Origin of the sequence: Longimonas halophila, from assembly GCF_002554705.1 — a bacterium.
Taxonomy (GTDB): Bacteria; Bacteroidota; Rhodothermia; order Rhodothermales; family Salinibacteraceae; genus Longimonas; species Longimonas halophila.
This window is the reverse complement of record NZ_PDEP01000003.1, coordinates 262,524-280,812: the sequence shown is the minus strand read 5'-3', so window position 1 is coordinate 280,812 and position 18,289 is coordinate 262,524. Positions and strand designations below refer to the sequence as shown.

General features: G+C 63.9%; 13 protein-coding genes. 10 read left to right on the top strand and 3 right to left on the bottom strand.

Annotation, left to right across the window (positions count from 1 at the left end; all coding sequences use genetic code 11):
* Positions 1–55: 55 nt before the first annotated feature.
* A complete protein-coding gene (gene dhaL, locus CRI93_RS05055) occupies positions 56–688 on the top strand; it encodes a dihydroxyacetone kinase subunit DhaL (RefSeq protein ID WP_098061520.1) in 633 nt (210 codons plus the stop codon).
* 270 nt (positions 689–958) lie between these two features.
* Positions 959–3,523: a phosphoenolpyruvate--protein phosphotransferase gene (ptsP, locus tag CRI93_RS05050; protein ID WP_098061519.1), complete on the top strand. Its 2,565-nt coding sequence runs from the start codon at positions 959–961 to the stop codon at positions 3,521–3,523.
* A gap of 956 nt (positions 3,524–4,479) precedes the next feature.
* Here ptsP and CRI93_RS05045 read toward each other — a convergent pair.
* The 3 genes from CRI93_RS05045 to CRI93_RS05035 form a co-directional block, all read right to left on the bottom strand.
* Positions 4,480–4,767: an amphi-Trp domain-containing protein gene (locus tag CRI93_RS05045; RefSeq protein WP_098061518.1), complete on the bottom strand. Its 288-nt coding sequence runs from the start codon at positions 4,765–4,767 to the stop codon at positions 4,480–4,482.
* Positions 4,768–4,902: 135 nt separating this feature from the next.
* Positions 4,903–7,002 carry an ATP-dependent DNA helicase RecG gene (gene recG / locus CRI93_RS05040; protein WP_098061517.1) on the bottom strand — a complete coding sequence of 700 codons (2,100 nt, stop codon included), beginning with the start codon at positions 7,000–7,002 and terminating at the stop codon, positions 4,903–4,905.
* A gap of 434 nt (positions 7,003–7,436) precedes the next feature.
* Entirely contained in the window at positions 7,437–8,564 is a 1,128-nt protein-coding gene (locus CRI93_RS05035) for a PorV/PorQ family protein (protein WP_245850329.1), read from the bottom strand.
* Positions 8,565–8,768: 204 nt separating this feature from the next.
* On the opposite strand from CRI93_RS05035, the gene CRI93_RS05030 reads away from it, so the two are divergent.
* The 8 genes from CRI93_RS05030 (at position 8,769) to CRI93_RS04995 (ending at position 18,160) form a co-directional block, all read left to right on the top strand.
* Positions 8,769–11,240, top strand: a complete 2,472-nt coding sequence (locus CRI93_RS05030) for a zinc-dependent metalloprotease (protein ID WP_176521703.1) — start codon at positions 8,769–8,771, stop codon at positions 11,238–11,240.
* 202 nt (positions 11,241–11,442) lie between these two features.
* Entirely contained in the window at positions 11,443–11,877 is a 435-nt protein-coding gene (locus tag CRI93_RS05025) for a hypothetical protein (protein WP_098061515.1), read from the top strand.
* Positions 11,878–12,006: 129 nt separating this feature from the next.
* Complete coding sequence (locus tag CRI93_RS05020) at positions 12,007–13,083, top strand: extracellular solute-binding protein (protein ID WP_245850328.1); 1,077 nt, start codon at positions 12,007–12,009, stop codon at positions 13,081–13,083.
* Positions 13,084–13,119: 36 nt separating this feature from the next.
* Positions 13,120–14,739 (top strand): ABC transporter permease, encoded by a 1,620-nt coding sequence (locus CRI93_RS05015; protein WP_245850326.1) that lies wholly within the window; start codon positions 13,120–13,122, stop codon positions 14,737–14,739.
* Between the two features lie 61 nt (positions 14,740–14,800).
* Positions 14,801–15,883: an ABC transporter ATP-binding protein gene (locus tag CRI93_RS05010; protein WP_098061514.1), complete on the top strand. Its 1,083-nt coding sequence runs from the start codon at positions 14,801–14,803 to the stop codon at positions 15,881–15,883.
* A gap of 66 nt (positions 15,884–15,949) precedes the next feature.
* Positions 15,950–17,377: an alpha/beta hydrolase family protein gene (locus CRI93_RS05005; RefSeq protein ID WP_098061513.1), complete on the top strand. Its 1,428-nt coding sequence runs from the start codon at positions 15,950–15,952 to the stop codon at positions 17,375–17,377.
* A 10-nt stretch (positions 17,378–17,387) separates the two neighbouring features.
* Entirely contained in the window at positions 17,388–17,792 is a 405-nt protein-coding gene (locus CRI93_RS05000; protein ID WP_176521702.1) for a HEPN domain-containing protein, read from the top strand.
* A 101-nt stretch (positions 17,793–17,893) separates the two neighbouring features.
* Positions 17,894–18,160, top strand: a complete 267-nt coding sequence (locus CRI93_RS04995; protein WP_098061575.1) for a hypothetical protein — start codon at positions 17,894–17,896, stop codon at positions 18,158–18,160.
* The last annotated feature ends 129 nt before the right edge of the window (positions 18,161–18,289 follow it).

Sequence of the window (18,289 nt, the reverse complement as noted above, 5' to 3'; positions counted from 1 at the left end):
TGCCGCAGCGCCCCGCGCGCTGCGGCGTCTGTTCTTCCAATCGATACCCCTGCTTATGCCCTTGACTGCCCCCGACCTGCACGCCTGGATTCGCGCCTTTGCCGACCGCGTAGCCGAAGAGCGCGCCTACCTCACCAAGCTCGACTCCGCGATTGGCGACGGTGATCACGGCCAAAACATGAACCGTGGTCTTTCGCACGCCGTCGACCAGATCGATGACGACGCCAGCATGAGTGATACCATGCGCACCGTGGCCATGGCACTCATCTCCAAAACCGGCGGGGCCAGCGGCCCGCTCTACGGCACGCTCTTCATGGATGCAGGCAAAACCACCGCCGAGCATGAGGAACTGGGCACGCCCGAAGTGGCTGCGCTCTTCCGCGCCGGACTCAACGGCGTGCAGCGCCGCGGCAAAGCCGAGCCCAACGACAAAACAATGGTCGACGCGCTCTTGCCGGCCGTAGAAGCCCTCGAAGACGCCGCTGAAAACGGAACGCCGCTTTCCGAAGCCATTCAGCAAGCAGCCAACGCCGCAAAAAAGGGCATGGAAGCCACCACGCCGCTCGAAGCGCGCAAGGGACGCGCCAGCTACCTGGGCGAGCGTAGTAAAGGCCACCAAGACCCCGGAGCCACCTCCACATACTACCTCCTCGACGCCGCCGCTACGGCCTGGAGCGATCGCGCATAGAACCTGTTTCAGGTCATGTTCTCGCTCAGAGCCCGCGCATAAATAGTATGAAGACAAGTATAAAGGGGAAAGCAAAAGCTTGGCCTCCACAAACACCCCTCCCGAACTTGTAGGAAACAAGCCGGGTACGCAAACGGGGCGTTGTGCGTGGTAACAAGTTCGCATCCACCATATACGAACACAGCGCAGAAGCCGCGCTATCACCGCCCCGGTGCCCTGCCCACACGCAGGGGCCACATCCATCCTGCTGGGTAATCGCACTGCACCATTATGGTAAGCCTCGTTCTCGTATCGCACAGCCAGGCCCTGGCGGATGCGCTCCTCCCCCTCATTCGTGAAATGGCCGACGACGACGTGCAAATTTCCGTTGCTGCCGGGTCGGGCGACGACGGCACCGCCTTTGGCACCGACGCCGTAGCCATCATGCAGGCCATCGAATCCGTCGACAGCCCCGACGGCGTGCTCGTGCTGGGCGATATGGGCAGCGCCCTCCTAAGCACCGACACCGCACTCGACCTGCTGCCCGAAGAAACGCGCGCCCGCACGCGCCTGCTGTCCGCGCCCTTTGTAGAGGGCGCTATGGCAGCGGCCATCCAGGCCAGCATGGGCAGCCCGGTTGACGACGTGGTGCGCGAAGCCATGAACGCCCTCGCCCAAAAGCAGCGCCACGTGGGCGATACCGACGCCGACGCGCCCTCGCCCACCGGCACCCCCGACGTACACACGCCCGCCGATGACGAGCCTGGTGCCGAATCATCTGGAGCGGCTCAAACCGCGGTTGCCGAACTGGTGAATCCGCACGGACTGCATGCACGTCCGGCGGCCCAACTGGTGCGCACCGCTGGGCAATACGATGCCGCGATTACCCTTTCGCGTGAGGGCGATGACCACGCGCCGGTGTCGGCTACGAGCATCTCGTCGGTGTCTACGCTGGGGGCGCGGCAGGGCGATCGTATCCAGCTTTCGGCCCACGGCCCCGACGCTGCTGACGCCCTGGAGGCGCTCACCACCCTCATCCGCGATGGGTTTGGGGAGACCGAGGCTGCCCCTGAACCTGCAACACCTGACCCCGCCGCATCCGCAACACCCGAACCACCACAGTCCGCCAAACTGCCCGAGGGCGCAGTGCAGGGCATTCCCGTGCAGGCGGGCACGGCGGTGGCCCCGGCGGCTCGCTTCAGCGCGGCGCTGCCCGAGCTACCCACTGCGCAGACCGCCCCGCCCGAAGAGATCTGGGATGGCCTGCGCGTGGTGCTGGCCTCCGTACAGGGCGAACTGGAATCCGATGCCTCGGGCAACGCGTCGGCTGCCGGTATCCTGGATGCGCAGGCGCTGCTCTTAGACGATGACGAGCTGCTCAGCGAAGCCCGCCGCCGCATCACCAACGAGGGGGAGCCCGCCGCCCGCGCCTGGCACGGCGCCACCGAAGCACTGGCCGAGCGCTACGCCGCTCTCGACGACGACTACCTGCAAGCCCGCGCCGCCGATGTGCGCGATGTGGGACGCCGCGTTATCCTGGAGCTGCTCGACGAACCCGCCGATGCGCTTTCGCTGCCCGACGATCCCTGCATCCTCGTAGCCGATACGCTGCCGCCCTCGGTCGTGCCGCATCTCAACCCCGACCATGTGCAGGGCGTCGTGTGCACCGGTGGCAGCCCCACCGCGCACAACGCTATCTTGCTGCGCGGGCAGGGCATTCCCACTGTGTTCGGCGTGGGCACGGCGCTTCAGTCGGTTGACGACGGCACTCCGCTGGGCCTGGATGGCGCTGCCGGACGCGTATGGATCGAACCGGTGCCTGAGCAGGTGGAGCAGCTTCAGGCCGCGCGCAGAGCCGCTGCCGAGCAGGCCCAGGCGCATCGCGAGGCCGCGCAAGAGCCTGCTATCACTGCCGACGGCATTGCCATTACGGTACAAGCCAATGTGAGTCAGCCCGGCGATGCCCGCGAAGCTGCCGCACGCGGGGCCGAGGGCGTGGGCCTCTTGCGCACCGAGTTTCTGTTTGGGGATGCGGAGGAGCCGCCCTCCGAAAACGACCAGGTCACGGCGTTGAAGGCTGCCGTCAAGCCCTTCACCAAGCCTGTTACCATCCGCGTCCTCGACGCCGGGGGCGACAAGCCGCTGCCGTATCTGTCGTTTCCAGACGAGGCGAACCCGTTCTTGGGCGTTCGGGGGATTCGCGTGCTGCTGCGCCACCCCGAGCTCTTCCAAACCCAACTGCGCGCGCTGCTCCGTGCGGGCGCGGCGCATCCGGTGCGCTTGCTGCTGCCGATGGTGGCTACGCCGGACGAAGTCGAAGAGGCCCTGCAGCATCTCGAAACTGCCCGGACGGCGCTGGCCAACGCGGGTACGCCCCACGCCGAGCGGCTGCCCGTGGGCATCATGATTGAGACGCCGGCCAGTGCGCTGGCGGCTGAGGACCTGGCGCCGCAGGTGGACTTCTTCAGCATTGGCACGAACGACCTGGTGCAGTACGTGATGGCGGCCGACCGAGGCCATGCCGACCTGTCGGCGCTCGCGGATGTGCTGCATCCGCCGGTGCTGCGCCTCATTCAGCGCACCGTGCAGCAAGCGGGCGATGTGCCCGTGAGCGTGTGCGGCGAGGCCGCTGCGCAGCCTATGGCGATTCCGCTGCTGCTGGGACTGGGCGTGTCGAGCCTGAGCGTGAATCCAGGGGCGGTGCCGGGCACCAAAGCACTCGTCCGCGCGCTGCGCCATGACGAGATGAAGACGCTGGCCAAAGAGGCGGTCGGATGCGCCCGCGTGAGCGAAGTGCGCGCACTGGTGCGCAAGGCACTGCCCGAGGCGTTCGCCCACGGCATCGCGACGGGGTAAGTGCTTACCGTAGTGCTCTGTCAACCCCTGAATGCCCGCTCGTCGCAAGGCACAACCAGCATGACCTGCGGCCCCTCTGCCTTGCAACGCACTCTTCAGGGGCTCTGCCCCGTGGGATTCTGCCCCGTCCTTTTGTTGGGGAGGCAAGCCGGCCCCAGCGAAGGGAGCGTCTTTCAGGTCACGTCATCCCGGACTTGATCCGGGATCCAGCGCTCTCCACCGAAGGTCGTGCCCAACGTTGCGAGGTAGGCGTTGAGATCTGTCCTCCACAGTCGTCAGGATGATCTTGAAGTGCGAGGAGCAAAAGACAAGCCCCACCCCGCTCCCCTGGAGAGGGGAGCTGTCGCGCCAGCGGCTGAGGGGTGGATACGCACAGACCGCCGAGGGTGACCGCTGAGGATGCAAGCGGGCCCCGGCACAGGATTCTTTGCATACGCTCGTCGCAAGGCCTTGTACGATTGTAAGATTCATCAAAAGACCTGGCACCGACGCTCCCCCGTCGGTGCGATGGGGCAGAGGACGCTCCTGCGTCCGACCAGCAGCCTCGAACCTATTCGGGCATATTGTTCCGTTGGGGACACAAGCGGTGCAGATAGCCTTCGGCACAAGTTACCCGGCTATGGGAAATCTCTGTGGGCGAGCGTCGCAGCGTGCGGCGGCTAATCTCAGAACCTTATATTGCCTTGCGACGCACTTTTTAGGGGCTCTGCCCCGCCCGACTGGCCTGCGGACCTACCGAACGATGATTGGCAGGATGCCACGACGGAGATGCACGCAGAGAAACGGGCAAGCAGACAAGACGGACAGCCGAGGCGAAGAAGTGGGGATGCGGACGGTGTGTTCGTTGGAACGCAAGACCTACTATCCCAAGACGCCCGGCTCGCCCGTGGCATCGCATCCGCACGTGCGAGGCGCGGATGCATAGACGGGCGAGCACGGGTCCTCTGTTTTTCCTTCTACGTAATTTCGAGGGTGCCGCCCCCAGCTTCGGTTTCGGCCCCTTCCTTCCACTCAAACTCCAGTTCCAGGCTCAGCTCGGGAGTACCGCCGGAGCGCGACGTTTCGCGCTCAGCCTTCACCTCGAACTCGAAGCGCTCGGGGATCGTCAGGTCAAGCGTGTTGGGGCCGCCGGACAGGTGCACGGTGCCATCGGCATCGAGCTTGTCGGCGAGGGCGCGCAGGTAGGCGGCGGCTTCGGCGCGCGTGGACGTGTGCTCTGTTTCGAACAGGGTTTCTTCGGGCATGGTCGTCACCGTAGGTTGATGCGAACGTAGGTGAACAAACAAAACCCTCGATGCAGCAATGGGGATCCCGAAGCACTTCCAAAATCGGGGCATTCCGGACGCAAGAATCAGGGATGTGCTTACACGAAGTGTGGTCTACCCGACGCGCAAGAAGCCCATGGACTGGTCGGCGTAGTAGCGGTCGAAGTAGGTGCGGAGCGCCGCGTGGGCCTCGTCGGAAAGCTCGGGGTCGCGGGTGATGAGGGCGGTGGCGGCGTTGCGGGCGGTTTCGAGGGCGTCGGTGTCTTCGGTGATGTCGGCCAGCTTCAGTTCGGGCATGCCGCTCTGGCGCGTGCCGAAGAAGTCGCCGGCCCCGCGGATGCGCAGGTCCTCTTCGCTAATCTCGAAGCCGTCGGTGGTGCGCGTCATGGCCGCCAGGCGCTGCTTGGCCTCGGCCGATTGCTTATAGCCGGCCATGAGGATGCAGTAGCTCTGCTGATCGCTGCGGCCCACGCGTCCGCGCAGCTGATGCAACTGGCTGAGTCCAAACCGCTCGGCGTGCTCAATGAGCATAATGGTTGCGCCCGGTACATCCACGCCCACCTCGATGACGGTGGTGGACACGAGAATGTCGAGCTCGCCCGCTTTAAAGGCGCGCATGGTACGGTCTTTTTCGTCGGAGGCCATGCGTCCGTGTACGAGTCCAACATTGAAGTCTGGAAACTGGGCTTGCAGCGTGGCATAGCCGCTTTCGGCATCTTTGAGGTCGAGCTTTTCGCTCTCTTCCACAAGCGGATACACCACGTAGGCCTGCTCGCCCGCCTGCAGGCGCTCGCGGATGAACGCGTACACATCATCGCGTTGCTTCTCGCGACGCATGACCGTGGTTACGGGCTTGCGCCCGGCAGGCATCTCATCGATTTTGGAGACGTCGAGATCGCCGTAGAGCGTCATGGCCAGGGAGCGCGGGATGGGCGTGGCGGTCATGAGCAGCATGTGCGGACGATCGCCCTTCTCGAACATCTCCGCGCGCTGCATCACGCCAAAACGGTGCTGCTCATCGACCACGGCCAGCCCCAGGCGGTCGAACGCTACGTTGTCCTGGATGAGCGCGTGCGTGCCCACGGCCACGGGCGTTGCGCCCTCCGCCACGGATGCGAGGGCCGCCTCGCGTTCGGTCTTAGACTGACTGCCGGTGAGGAGCGTGGGCTGCAGGTCGAGCGGCGCCAGATACTCGGCGAGGCTGTTGGCGTGCTGCTCGGCCAGAATCTCGGTTGGTGCCATGAAGGCGCTCTGGTAGCCGCTGTCGTACGCCTGCAAGATAGCGAGCACCGCGACGACGGTTTTGCCGCTGCCCACATCGCCCTGCACGAGGCGGTTCATCTGGATGCCGGTCTGCGTGTCGGCTACGATCTCGCGCACGGCGCGCTTCTGGGCCTCCGTAAGCTCAAACGGCAGCACGTCTGTTGCAAACTGCGTGGTGAGCGAACCCGGAGGATCGAACGTGGGGCCCGCGATCTCCTGCCGCTCGTGCCGCGTGATGGCCAGTAGCAGCTGGATGTAGAACAGCTCCTCGAACTTGAGGCGCTGCACCGCCTGCGCGCGCTCCTCCTGACTTTTGGGGAAGTGAATGGCGCGCAACGCCACGCGGCCCTCCATCAGGCCGTACTGCTCGGTCATCCAGTCGGGGAGCGGCTCGCCCAGCTTCAGGCCGTGCTCCTTAAAGAAGCGGTAGATGATGCGCCGAATGGAGCGGCTGGTGAGGCCCACCGCCTCCATAGCCTGTCCGCCCGGATACAGCCCCACAATGCGCCCGGTGTCGAGGGCGGCGGCCTCGTCGCTCAGGCGGTCGAAGTCGGGATGCGTCATCGAGAACCAGCGTCCGTACTTCTGCACCGTGCCGTGCAGGGCCACGCGCTCGCCGACCTCGAACGTGTTGCGAATCCACCAGAGCCCCTGAAACCAGACGCCCTTCATGCGCTGGCCCTCGGCATCCTCAAGGATCAACTCGAAGCGCTTATTGCTTTTGCCCGGCACCACGTTGCCCGACTGCACGGTGCCCATCACAGTGGCGGCGTCGCCCTCGCGCAGATCGCGCACGCCGGTGGTGGTGGAGCGGTCGAGGTAACGACGCGGGTAGAAATGCAGCATGTCGTGCACGGTGCGCACGCCGTGGGCTTCCGCCCAGGCATCGGCGCGCTTCGGCCCCACGCCCTTCAGATACTGCACCTCGCGCTCCAGAATGTCGGTGTTCATGGGCTGGTGTGTTCAGGGGGATGCGACAGACAAACGGTCACCCGCGCAAACCGGATGCATCCCCTACAGGTTCGTGGATGCCGCGTAGAAAGCGGCCACACGCGAATGGATGCAGCAGGCAATGGTTGTGTGCTGCATGGCGGTGTGCAGAGCGCCTATAACCGGGTAACTTTTACTGAACGCTATCGGCATCGCTTGCGTCCCCAACAAAGACATAACAGAATAGATGCGACGCTGCGGGTCGGACGCAGGAGCGTCCGCTGCCATTGCACACCGACGGGGGACCGTCGGTGCCAGGTCCTATGGGTAATCTCACAGTATCACAGAGCCTTGCGACGAGGTGACGTGTGTGGTCCACAACTGCGCCAAGCCCTCGGTTGAGCGGACGTCCCCAGCGTTTCTATCATCCATCCGTCCATCCCTCCACCCCCATCTCACTCCGGCGGCTCAAACCGTACGCGGGCCGAGATGCGATACGAATAGCCCAGGTCCTGCGCGGTGAGCCCGGCAAAGTCGCCAAAACTGACGTCCAGCGCCACCTGATTCAGCGTGAGTCCGGCGCCAATGGAGGGCGTGATGTCGAGGCCGATGTCGTCGCCCGTTTGCACGCGGCTGATGCCCGCGCGCAGTTCCGCCACGCCCGCATACGAGAACGCCCCGCCCACCCGCGGATGAAACGACACATCGCCAATGTTCGGCGCAAATGCCTGCTGGCCGTCGAACGCGATGTCCGTATCCAGCCCGAGCGTGACCGAGTGCCGACCCACCGGCCAGACGGCGCCCGAGCCGAGCCGCACCACCGGGAGGACCAGCGCAGTGCCGCCGGTAGGCAGGTCCTGGCCGAACACCTTCTCAAAAGTAAACGGATCGCCCGTATCCGGATCTACGTCGTCAATCGCAAAGGCGGATTCGTTGATGCTCCAGCTCTGCAGCATGGTCGAGAGGTCTTGCACCGTGACGCCCAGGCGGTAGCGCTCCGAGCGCCACTGCGCGCCCACATCCATGCTGTAACCCCACGCATCCGCAAAATCGCCAATAGTGCGGCGGATGCCCTTAAAGTTGACGCCCACCGACCAGTCGTCGCTCAGCGTGCGGCTGTAGCTGACGAACAGCGCCCAGTCGGCTGCCGAAAACGTGGTGATGAGGCTCTCGTAGTTCGGTCGTGGGCGGGGCGGGCCTACCACTGGGTTCGGATCCCACGCATTCAGCGTGTTCACAATGTCGTTCACACCGCTTCGAAAGACAGATAGGCCCAGCGCCGAGCGGTCGCTAATGGGCAGTGCGCCGGCGGCATAGTCGAACGACACCGCCCCGGCAAAGCGCTCCACATGCATGTACGACAGTTCGGGATGCGTAAGGTGGCTCAGTCCGGCTGGATTCCAGTAGCCGGCGCTCACCTCCTCGGCGTGTGCCACGTACGCGCCGCCCATACCCAGGGCACGGGCATCCACGCCGCCCGCCAGGAAATCAGCGCCGTACTTGGCGATGCGCTGTGCATCCGCCGTTGAAACCAGACTGCCGCTCAGACACAGACAACAGAGAAGGGCAAGAAAATGCTTCACGGTGCTCGGTTCGGAAAACGATAGGGTATATGCATGTCCGTCAAATGCGCGGTTCACTGTTTTGTTACAGTAGGAACCCGCCCTGCACGCGTTACACAGTTCCGTGTCACGAATGGGCGCTCCTCGGCATCAATCCATTGCGTTTGGCGGATGCAATCGCGTGATTGTGAACAATGTGTTTTGTCATCCCCGCCTCTCATCGTTTTGGCATCATGGTCTACTGGATACGACACGCTACAGCGTTCCTGCTACTCATGCTCGGACTTGCCGGGGGGGGGGCTGCATCCGCACAGCGTCAACGCGCAAGCCCTGACCAACGCCGACCTGCGCGGGGCCGAGGCCGAGGAGGGGCTCTTCACGGTGTACGAACTGGACGACCGCATCCTGTTCGAGATTCCCGATTCCCTGCTGGGGCGCGACATGGCTGTGATGAGCCGCTACGCCCAGGCCCAAGACGGACTCGCCAACGGGGGCGGACGCCTCAACCAGAACATGGTGGTGCAGTGGGAAGCGCGGGGCAATCACATCTACCTGCGCACCCAGTCGCACAGCACCACTGCCAACGAAAGCGACAACGTGCATCAGGCCGTGCAGAACTCGAACTTTGCGCCCGTCATTGCCAGCTTCCCGGTTGAACTGACGCGCAACGGGGCGTCGGTCATCGACGTGACGGATCTGTACATGGGCGACCATCCATCGTTTTCGCTACCCGAGTGGCAGCGCTCCGAAATGGAAGTGCGCAGCTATGCCCGCGACCGCAGCTGGCTCGAATGGACGCGCAGCTTCCCCGAGAACATCGAGATCCGTGCGGTGCGCTCGTACGACGCTGCGAATCCCCCGTCGAACGAGCGCGGCGGCACCGTCTCCTTCGCCATCAACCACTCGATGATTCTGCTGCCCGAGGAGCCGATGATGCCGCGCCTGGCCGACGAGCGCGTCACGTACATCACCGTCACCCAGACCGACTACTCACGCGACTTCCAGGGCGTGCGTCCCGTGCAATACCTGCGGCGCTTTCGGCTGGAGCCCAGCGACATGGAGGCGTTTGAGCGAGGCGAGCTTGTGGAGCCCAAGGAGCCCATCGTGTGGTACATCGATCCGGCCACACCCGAACGGTGGATTCCTTACTACAAAGCGGGCATCATGGAGTGGGACGATGCCTTCGAAAAAGCCGGATTCAAGAACGCACTCGATGTAAAAGTGGCCCCCACCGAAGCGGAGGACCCCGAGTTTAGTCTGTTGGATGCGCGCTATAACGTCATTCGCCATGTGGCCACGCCTGTGCGCTCGGCCAACGCCGGGGGCGATGTAGTCGACCCGCGCTCCGGCGAGGTCATCCGCGCCCACATGAACATATACGAGGGCCTCGACGAGCGGCTGCGCTGGTGGCTCATCTCGCAGGTGGCCACCGCAAACCCGGAGTTCCAGACCGACGAGCTGGCCGAAGAAGACCTGGGCGAGGCGCTGCGCTATGTCGTCTCGCACGAGATGGCCCACGCACTGGGCCTGCCGCACAACCAGCGCGCCAACTTCGTGTATCCGGTTGATTCGCTTCGCAGTCCCACTTTTGTGGAGGAACGCGGGCACTCGGCCTCGTCGGTTGGACGCACGCGCTACAACTACGTGGCCCAGCCGGGCGATGGCGTCTCGCCGGAGCGGCGCGCCGGCGTGTGGGATGAGTTTGCCATCATGTGGGGCTACCGCCCGATTCCCGAGGCCACCACGCCCGAAGACGAGTTTGACACCCTGAACGAATGGATCGTGGAGCGGGCCGACGACCCGTGGTTCCGGTCGGCCACCGCCCAGTTTGGCATGGATGAAGAATGGGACCCGTACCGGATGACAGAGGGCATCTCGGATGATCCCATCGAAGCCGCCGAGTACGGCATGCGCAACCTGCGCACCGCGACCACAAACCTGATGGACTGGGTGCTCGATGAGGGCGACGACTACTACGAGCTGGAGACGCACTACCTGCAGAACCTGACGCAGTGGAATCGCTACGCGCAGCATGCGGCCTCGGCTGTAGGCGGGTCGTGGACGCATCATAAGCGCTACGGCGAAGAGGGCTGGGTCTACACGCCCATTGAGGCCGAGTATCAGCAGAAGGCGATGGACTTCATCGATGAGCATGTTTTGCAGACGCCTGAGTGGGCGCTCGATATGGATCTGCTGCGTCGTATCGAGCACGCAGGTGCGGTGGAGCGCATCCGCGCCTACCAGGAGCTGGCCGTGCAACGCCTGCTCAACCACGCCCGCCTGGCTCGCATGATTGAGCACGAGGCATTCCTTGGGGAGGACACCTACCTCCCCGCCGACATGCTCGACGACGCGCGGGCAATGGTCTGGCGCGAGGTGCAGCAGGGCGCAGCCATCGACACGTATCGGCGCAACATGCAGCGCGCGTACCTGGAGCAGGCCCACCACCTGCTGCACGATGCCGAGGCCGACCACTGGGAGCCGCCCGCCTCCGGCAATCTGCGTGTAGGCAGCAATGACAATCCACCGCTCAATGCCGACCTGCACATCAGCCAGTCCGACATCCGCCCGCTGGTGCGCGATCAGCTCCGGCTCCTGCGCGACGAGATCACCGAGGCGCTGGATGCCGACGTATCCGACCGCATGACTCGCATTCATCTTGAGGGCATCCTGGAGCGCATTGACCAGGCATTGTAGTTAGGTGAGGAGGTGCGGACGTGTGGAGGTGCAAAAGAGTACCCACACCTTCTTCTTTCCAGCCATCCTTCGACACGCCCACACGTCCATTCTACTCCATCCATCGCACATCGGTTACGATCTGATGCGCTGTGCATTCGCATTTGAAGAATGCATCTTGTTTGTTATCGATGCTCCATCTTCTGCACAAGCCCCACCCCACATGACCAGTGAACGTCGCGCCGCATTTGTCTCCGGTGCCTCCCTTGGCCTTCTCCTTATTTTTGTGGATGCGATGGTTCTCCGCTTCGTCGGATCCTTCGCGGCAGGTGTATTGCTCATCCGCCTTTGGAAGCCCGCCTCAGGACGCGCCATCCCGCGCACCGAAGGCGCTCGGATGGGCATCATTACCGGGCTCATTGTGGGCGTTACGCGGCAGTTTGTGCTGCTCGTACTCGTTATCATGGGCGTGTTTTTCGACCCGGCGCCATCGTTCATGCAGCCCCCCAGCGATGCGCTTATCTACGAATTTCAGGAGGCATGGGGATACAACTACTACACGGTGCAAATTCTCTTCGACGTGTTCGGGGGCTGCGTAGCTGCGGGGCTGGGCGCAGTGCTCGGCATCCGGCTCTACGAAAGCGATGAAAGCCCCTAAAGCCAGCCCGGCGCCCGTATGGAAATTCGCCCAAATTGGGCCCGAGGGAAGAGCGCGGCTGTCTTATGCCGTTCTGTCTCTTTAGAATAGATCTAAACAACTGATCTTTTCGATAATCCAACCCTACCAATGATCAATAAGACATGGACGGTGTGGAGTGTATTGGGTGCCGTGCTGCTGAGCAGCATGGCGCTCATGGGCTGTGGCACCGGTGACGACGCCGACACCACCGATGCAGAGAGCGACGAACTCGTCATCTATACCGGACGCAGCCAGGCGCTTGTGGAGCCGCTCGTGGAGATGTACCGCGAGCAAACCGACCGCGAAGTGCGCGTGCGCTACGGCTCCGACGCCCAACTGCTGGCCGCGCTGGCCGAAGAGGGCGACCAGAGTCCCGCCGATGTGTTTTGGGCCAACACCACCGGCGCACTGGGCAACGCGGCCGAAGAGGGCCGCCTGACCGACCTGCCCGACGACCTGCTCGGCATGGCCGACTATTTTGTGCCCAGCAATGCCCAGTGGACGCCCGTCACGGCTCGGTTTCGCGTTCTGGCCTACAACACCGACCGCGTAGACCCGGAAGACCTGCCGAGTTCGGTGCTTGACCTGCCTGCGCAGTCCAATCTTGAGGGCCGCTTTGGGTGGACGCCTGCCTACTCCAGCTTCCAAGACTTCGTAACCGCCCTGCGCGTGGTAGAGGACTCGGCGTCTGCTGCAACGTGGCTGGCAGATGTGGAGGCCAATCTCGATCCCAACAGCTATACCTCGAATACGCCGCTTGTTGAGGCCCTTGCCGCTGAAGAGATTGACGCCGGGCTGACCAACCACTACTACGTGCTGCGTAAGCGGTATGGCGACGCCAAAGTCGACGATGAATCGACCATTGATCCCGAGGCCCCCATCGCGATTCACCGGTTTGCCGATGGCGACGTGGGCAACCTGGCGCTCGTGACTGGAGCCGGTGTGCTTCAAACCAGCACTGCACCCGAAGCCGGACACGACTTCCTCCGCTTCCTGCTAAATACCGATGCGCAAACCTTTGCCGCAGAAACGGTGAATGAGTACCCGGTTGTGAACGGCATTGACGTGCCCTCGTACATGCTGCCTGTTGACGAAGCCCTGCAAACCAGTCCCGAATTCGATCTGGAGCAGCTCCGCAACATCGATGGCACGCTCGACCTGCTGCGCAACCAGGGACTGCTGTAGCCAAGGGGCTCTTTCTGTTGGTGAACCAAACACACTGTGCTCCCCACTCGCTGGATAACGTTCTGGCGCGATCACTTGCGCGACCGGTGGTACCTTCTGGTGCCGGTCGCGCTTGTGGTCGTTGGGGTGCTCATCCCGCTGGCCTACCTCTTGGTGCGAGCCGCCCAGGCCGACCCCGACGTACTGTACCGCCTTGTTGTGCGGATGCGGACGCTGGAACTGCTCTGGAATACGGTTGCGCTTACCGGGGGCGTACTCGTGGGCACCATGCTGCTGGCGTTTCCCCTGGCGTGGCTCACAGCACGTACCACCCTGCCGGGCACGCGCATCATGACGTGGCTGGGCGTGCTGCCCCTGGCCATTCCTGGATACGTGATGGCCTACGCACTCCTTGGGGCTACGGGCAGTCAGGGCGTGCTTAACCAGGTTGTGGGGCTGCCCATCGACCGGCTGCACGGCTACTGGGGCGCCTGGGCGGCGCTTAGCCTGGGCACATTTCCGTATCTCTTCCTAAACCTGCGTACCGCGCTCCTGGGGCTCGATCCGGCGATCGAGGAGTCGGCCCAGGCGCTGGGCTATCCGCGCCACCAAGTGTTCTGGCGCGTGGTGCTGCCGCAGCTGCGCCCCGCGCTCCTGGCGGGCGGACTGCTCGTGGGGCTGCACGTGTTGGGCGATTTCGGCGTTGTGTCGCTGATGCGCTTTGAGACGTTCAGCTATGCGCTCTATCTCCAGTACACCGCCTCGTACGACCGCATCTACGCCGCCTGCCTGGCGCTGATGCTGCTGGCGCTTACCATCGCGGTGCTCGTGCTGGAAGCCCGTCTGCTCAAGGGCCTGCTCTACCACCGCACCGGCACAGGCACCGGACGTCCGGCCACGCCTGTTTCCCTCGGGGCATGGACCGGGCCCGCCTACGGGGGGGTCGGGTTTATTGCGCTGACGTCGGTGGTCATTCCAGCAGGCACTGTCGTGTACTGGATGGCCTCGGCTGCACAAACCGGCGTGCCGTGGGGCGGACTTGGCACGGCGCTCTGGGATTCGTTCTCGGCCTCAGCGCCTGCTGCTTTCCTGGCGGCCAGTCTGGCGCTGCCGGTGGCATATCTGAGCGTGCGCATGCCCTCGCAACTTACGGCAGGGCTGGAGCGCATCGCGTATCTGGGCTACGCCACGCCGCCGCTCGCCTTTGCGCTGGCGCTCATCGTGTTTACGCTGCAGGTCCTGCCCTTCGCGTACCAGACGCTCGGATTGCTCGTGGTGGCCTACGCGCTGCACTTTATGGCCGAGGCCGTTGGGCCCATCCGTAGCGCGCTCTACCAGGCCCCGCCCAACATCGAAGAAGCGGCCCGCTCGCTCGGACGCACGCCGCTGCACGCCTTCGCGAGCGTGACGCTTCCACTCTTGCGTCCGGGTCTCATTGTAAGTGTGGCGTTCGTCTTCCTTTCGGCGATGAAAGAACTGCCGCTCACCTTTCTGCTCTCTCCGCTGGGGTTCGACCCGCTTGCACTGAACGTGTGGAGCTATGCCAATGAAGCTATGTTCGCGGATGCTGCACCGTACGCACTGGCCATCATGGGCTTTTCGGCCCTGTTTGTGGGCCTGTTGCTCGTTCGCGAAAAAACAACGAGCCGTCAAACGCACGCTGCTCCCATGTCGTAACAACATCTACTGGCCGCTTTCTTTTGTGTAGCCGCTAAGCCGTACAGGCCGCGCGCTGGTTATGACTGATCCCATTCTTACCGTTGACGGCATCACAAAGTCGTACACCGCCGAGGGACCGCCCGCGGTGGACCAGGTCTCGTTTCAGGTGGCCGATGGCGAAATCCTCGCTGTGCTCGGGCCCAGCGGATGCGGAAAAACCACGATGCTGCGCTGCATTGCCGGATTCGAGCGCCTCTCTGCCGGATCCGTCGAAATGCGCGATCGCATCCTGGCTAACCGCCACACCCACGTGCCTGCCGAGCGCCGCGGCATCGGCCTCGTCTTTCAGGACTACGCGCTCTTTCCGCATCTGAGCGTGCTCAAAAACGTGATGTTCGGCCTCCGCTATCACACCGACCTGCCCGACAAGGAAGGCCGTGCCCGCAAAGCGCTCCAGATGGTCGGCCTGCAGGGATATGCCGATCGCACGCCGCATCACCTGTCGGGCGGACAGCAACAGCGCGTGGCGCTGGCCCGCGCCCTCGCGCCCAAGCCCGAGCTGCTACTGCTCGACGAACCCTTCTCCAATCTCGATGCTCTGCTGCGCCAAACCACGCGCCAGGAGGTGCGCACGCTCCTTAAAGATAACGGACTAAGCGCCGTCCTCGTCACGCATGATCAGGAAGAGGCGCTCTCCTTTGCCGACCGCGTGGCCGTCATGCGGCGCGGACGCATCGAGCAGGTGGGCACGCCCGAGGAGGTCTACTACCAGCCCCGCACGCTCTTCGTGGCGCAGTTCCTGGGCCGCACCAACCTGCTTATGTCTGATGCCGACGGCACCGAAGCCGACACGCCCATCGGACGCCTGCCGCTGAACCGTCCGGCCTCGGGGCGCGTGCTCGTATCGCTGCGCCCAGAGCACCTCACGCTGGCCGCGCCGCAGAACGTGCCCGACCCCGACGGCTGCACGCCGGGCACCGTCATCGACCGCGCGTTCAAGGGGCACGACATCACCTACCGCGTGGCCTGCGACAGCAGCGAATACCTCGTGCACACCTCCAACCGCTTCTCCTTCCAGCCCGGCGACGACGTGTACATCCGCCCGCTGGAGCCGGGGGTGGTGCTCGAAAGCAGCCCCGCTGAGCTCAACACGTCGGCCTAACCGGCACTTGCGCTACGCCGGTCCGTTACAGGTGGATGCGTTTTGCTTTGCTTGTCCCCCATCGTTATGTCAACGCGTTTGCTGGTTGCTACCTTGTTCGCTGCCCTTCTTGGAGGCGGAGGCCTGAGCTTCCCCCTGCATGCCCAGTCGGGCCCCGACACGTCGCCGTCCGACACGGCGTGGGTCGGAAGCTGGGAGGGTACGTTGCGTGTGTCCGGCACCGAGCTGCGCGTGGTGCTGCACCTCGACCGCACCGACAGCGGCTTCACCGGCACCATGGATAGCCCCGACCAGGGCGCGTCGGGCATTTCGCTGGACGACATCACCGCGACGGGCGATAGCCTCACGCTCGCCGTACCGTCCATTGCCGGGCGCTACGAAGGCGTGCGCACCGCCCCCGACACCGTGCAGGGCACCTGGATTCAGGGCGGGATTGAACCTGAGCTTACACTGGCGCGCACCGACACGCCCTCGCAGGTGAATCGTCCGCAGCAGCCCGAGGCCCCGTTCCCGTACGCGACCGAAGACGTGACCTTTTCCACCGCGACCGAGGGGCACACGCTGGCCGGTACGTTTTCGCATCCCGAGGCCGAGGCGCCCGTGCCCGCCGTGGTGCTGGTGTCAGGCTCCGGTCCACACACGCGCACCGGCGAAACCGCAGGTCATGAGACGCTCACCGTGCTCGCCGACTACCTCACGCGGCAAGGCATCGCGGTCTTGCGCTACGACGAGCGCGGGCAGGGCGAATCCGAGAGCACGTTGCAAGGCGCCACCACGCCCATGCTCGCCGACGACGTGCGTGGCGCACTTACCTACCTGGAAGACCGCTCCGAAGTCGATGCCGAGCGCGTTGGCATTGTAGGGCACAGCGAGGGCGGGCTTATTGCGGGATACCTGGGCGCACGCTACCCCGACCTGGTCGATGTGCTTGTGCTCGTGGGCAGTCCGGGCGTACCTGGCGATGCTGTTCTGAGCGATCAGCTTGCTGCCAGCGCCGAGCGCGCCGGTGCACAGGGCCCTCGCGTAGAGGCGCAACTGGACACGCAGCAGCGCGTCTTCGACATCGTGAAGCAAGAGGACGACTCAACGGCCATTGCTCGCGATCTGCGTGCGCTCATCGCCGAAACGAGCGGCATGAGTCAAGGCGATATGGTCGACCGCGAAATCCGTAACCTGACAGATCCGTGGTTCCGTTTCTTTGTGCGGTACGACCCGGCCTCCGACCTGCAGCAGCTTACCCAGCCGGTCCTCGCGCTCCTTGGTGAGCGCGACCAGCAGGTACGTCCAGCGCTGAATGCTGAGCCGCTCGAATCCGCTTTGCGCACGGCCCCTACCTCCACCTACGACGTAGTGGTCCTCAACGAACTGAATCACCTCTTTCAGACTGCCGACACGGGGGCGCCCAGCGAATATGCCCAGATTGAGGAGACCATCGCCCCCGATGTGCTCAACCGCATCGCTACGTGGATTCTGGAGCGTTCTTCTGACGAGTAGCACAGCCCCCATGTCTACCATTCATCTGGATGCCTCAGCCGACACCTGGTGGAGGCAGGCGCAGTGCGACTTGCGGGCGGCCGAGCATCTGCTTCAGGGCGGCTTCGCGCGGCATGCGGCGGTACTGGCGCACCTCGCCGTTGAGAAAGCACTCAAAGCAGTGTATCGCCATCAGCACGAAGCGCCGCCGCCCGCCAGCCACGACGTAGCCTATCTGGCGGGGCAGATCGACTGGCCCGAGAAGAACGCCCCACACGACCGCGCCCGCATGCTCGACGCGCTCGGTGACCACGGCGTGGTGGCACTGTACACCGACCAGGCATTTGGACCGGGCGTCCCCAATGACGCCACCGCCCGCGCCCGCCTGGCGGATGCCCACATGCTCATACAGGCACTGGCCCCCGCGCTTGCATAGCACCGCCGATTCTGAGACGTGCTCACCACACGCTGTGTAAACTTTCGGTGGATGCGGGGCGTATTCGTATCCCGCAATGCATGCAAAAAGCCCGTGCTGCCATGACGATCTCAAAGCGCATTGTAACCGACGAAAACATGAATCCGGTGGCCGTCCAGATCGATTACGATGACTGGCTTGCTATCGAGGAGCAGTTGAAGGTGGAAGATACTACGCCGAGTCCGCGTTGTGCTGAGCTCAAACGTCTTCTAAAAGATTCCCGCGGCATTTGGAAAGGGGGCGACGGACTCGAATATCAGCGGCGCATTCGCGCCGAGTGGCTTGATCCGTGGGAGGAGTGGGGGGCAGATGAGGGGGAAGACAAATGAGCGTGCTACTTGACTCGGTAATCCTGATAGATCATTTCAACGACCAAGGCGATGCCACAGCGTATCTCCAATCTGTACACGGAGACGCGTTCATATCGGTGGTTACGCGTGCAGAGGGGCCCGAAGGGT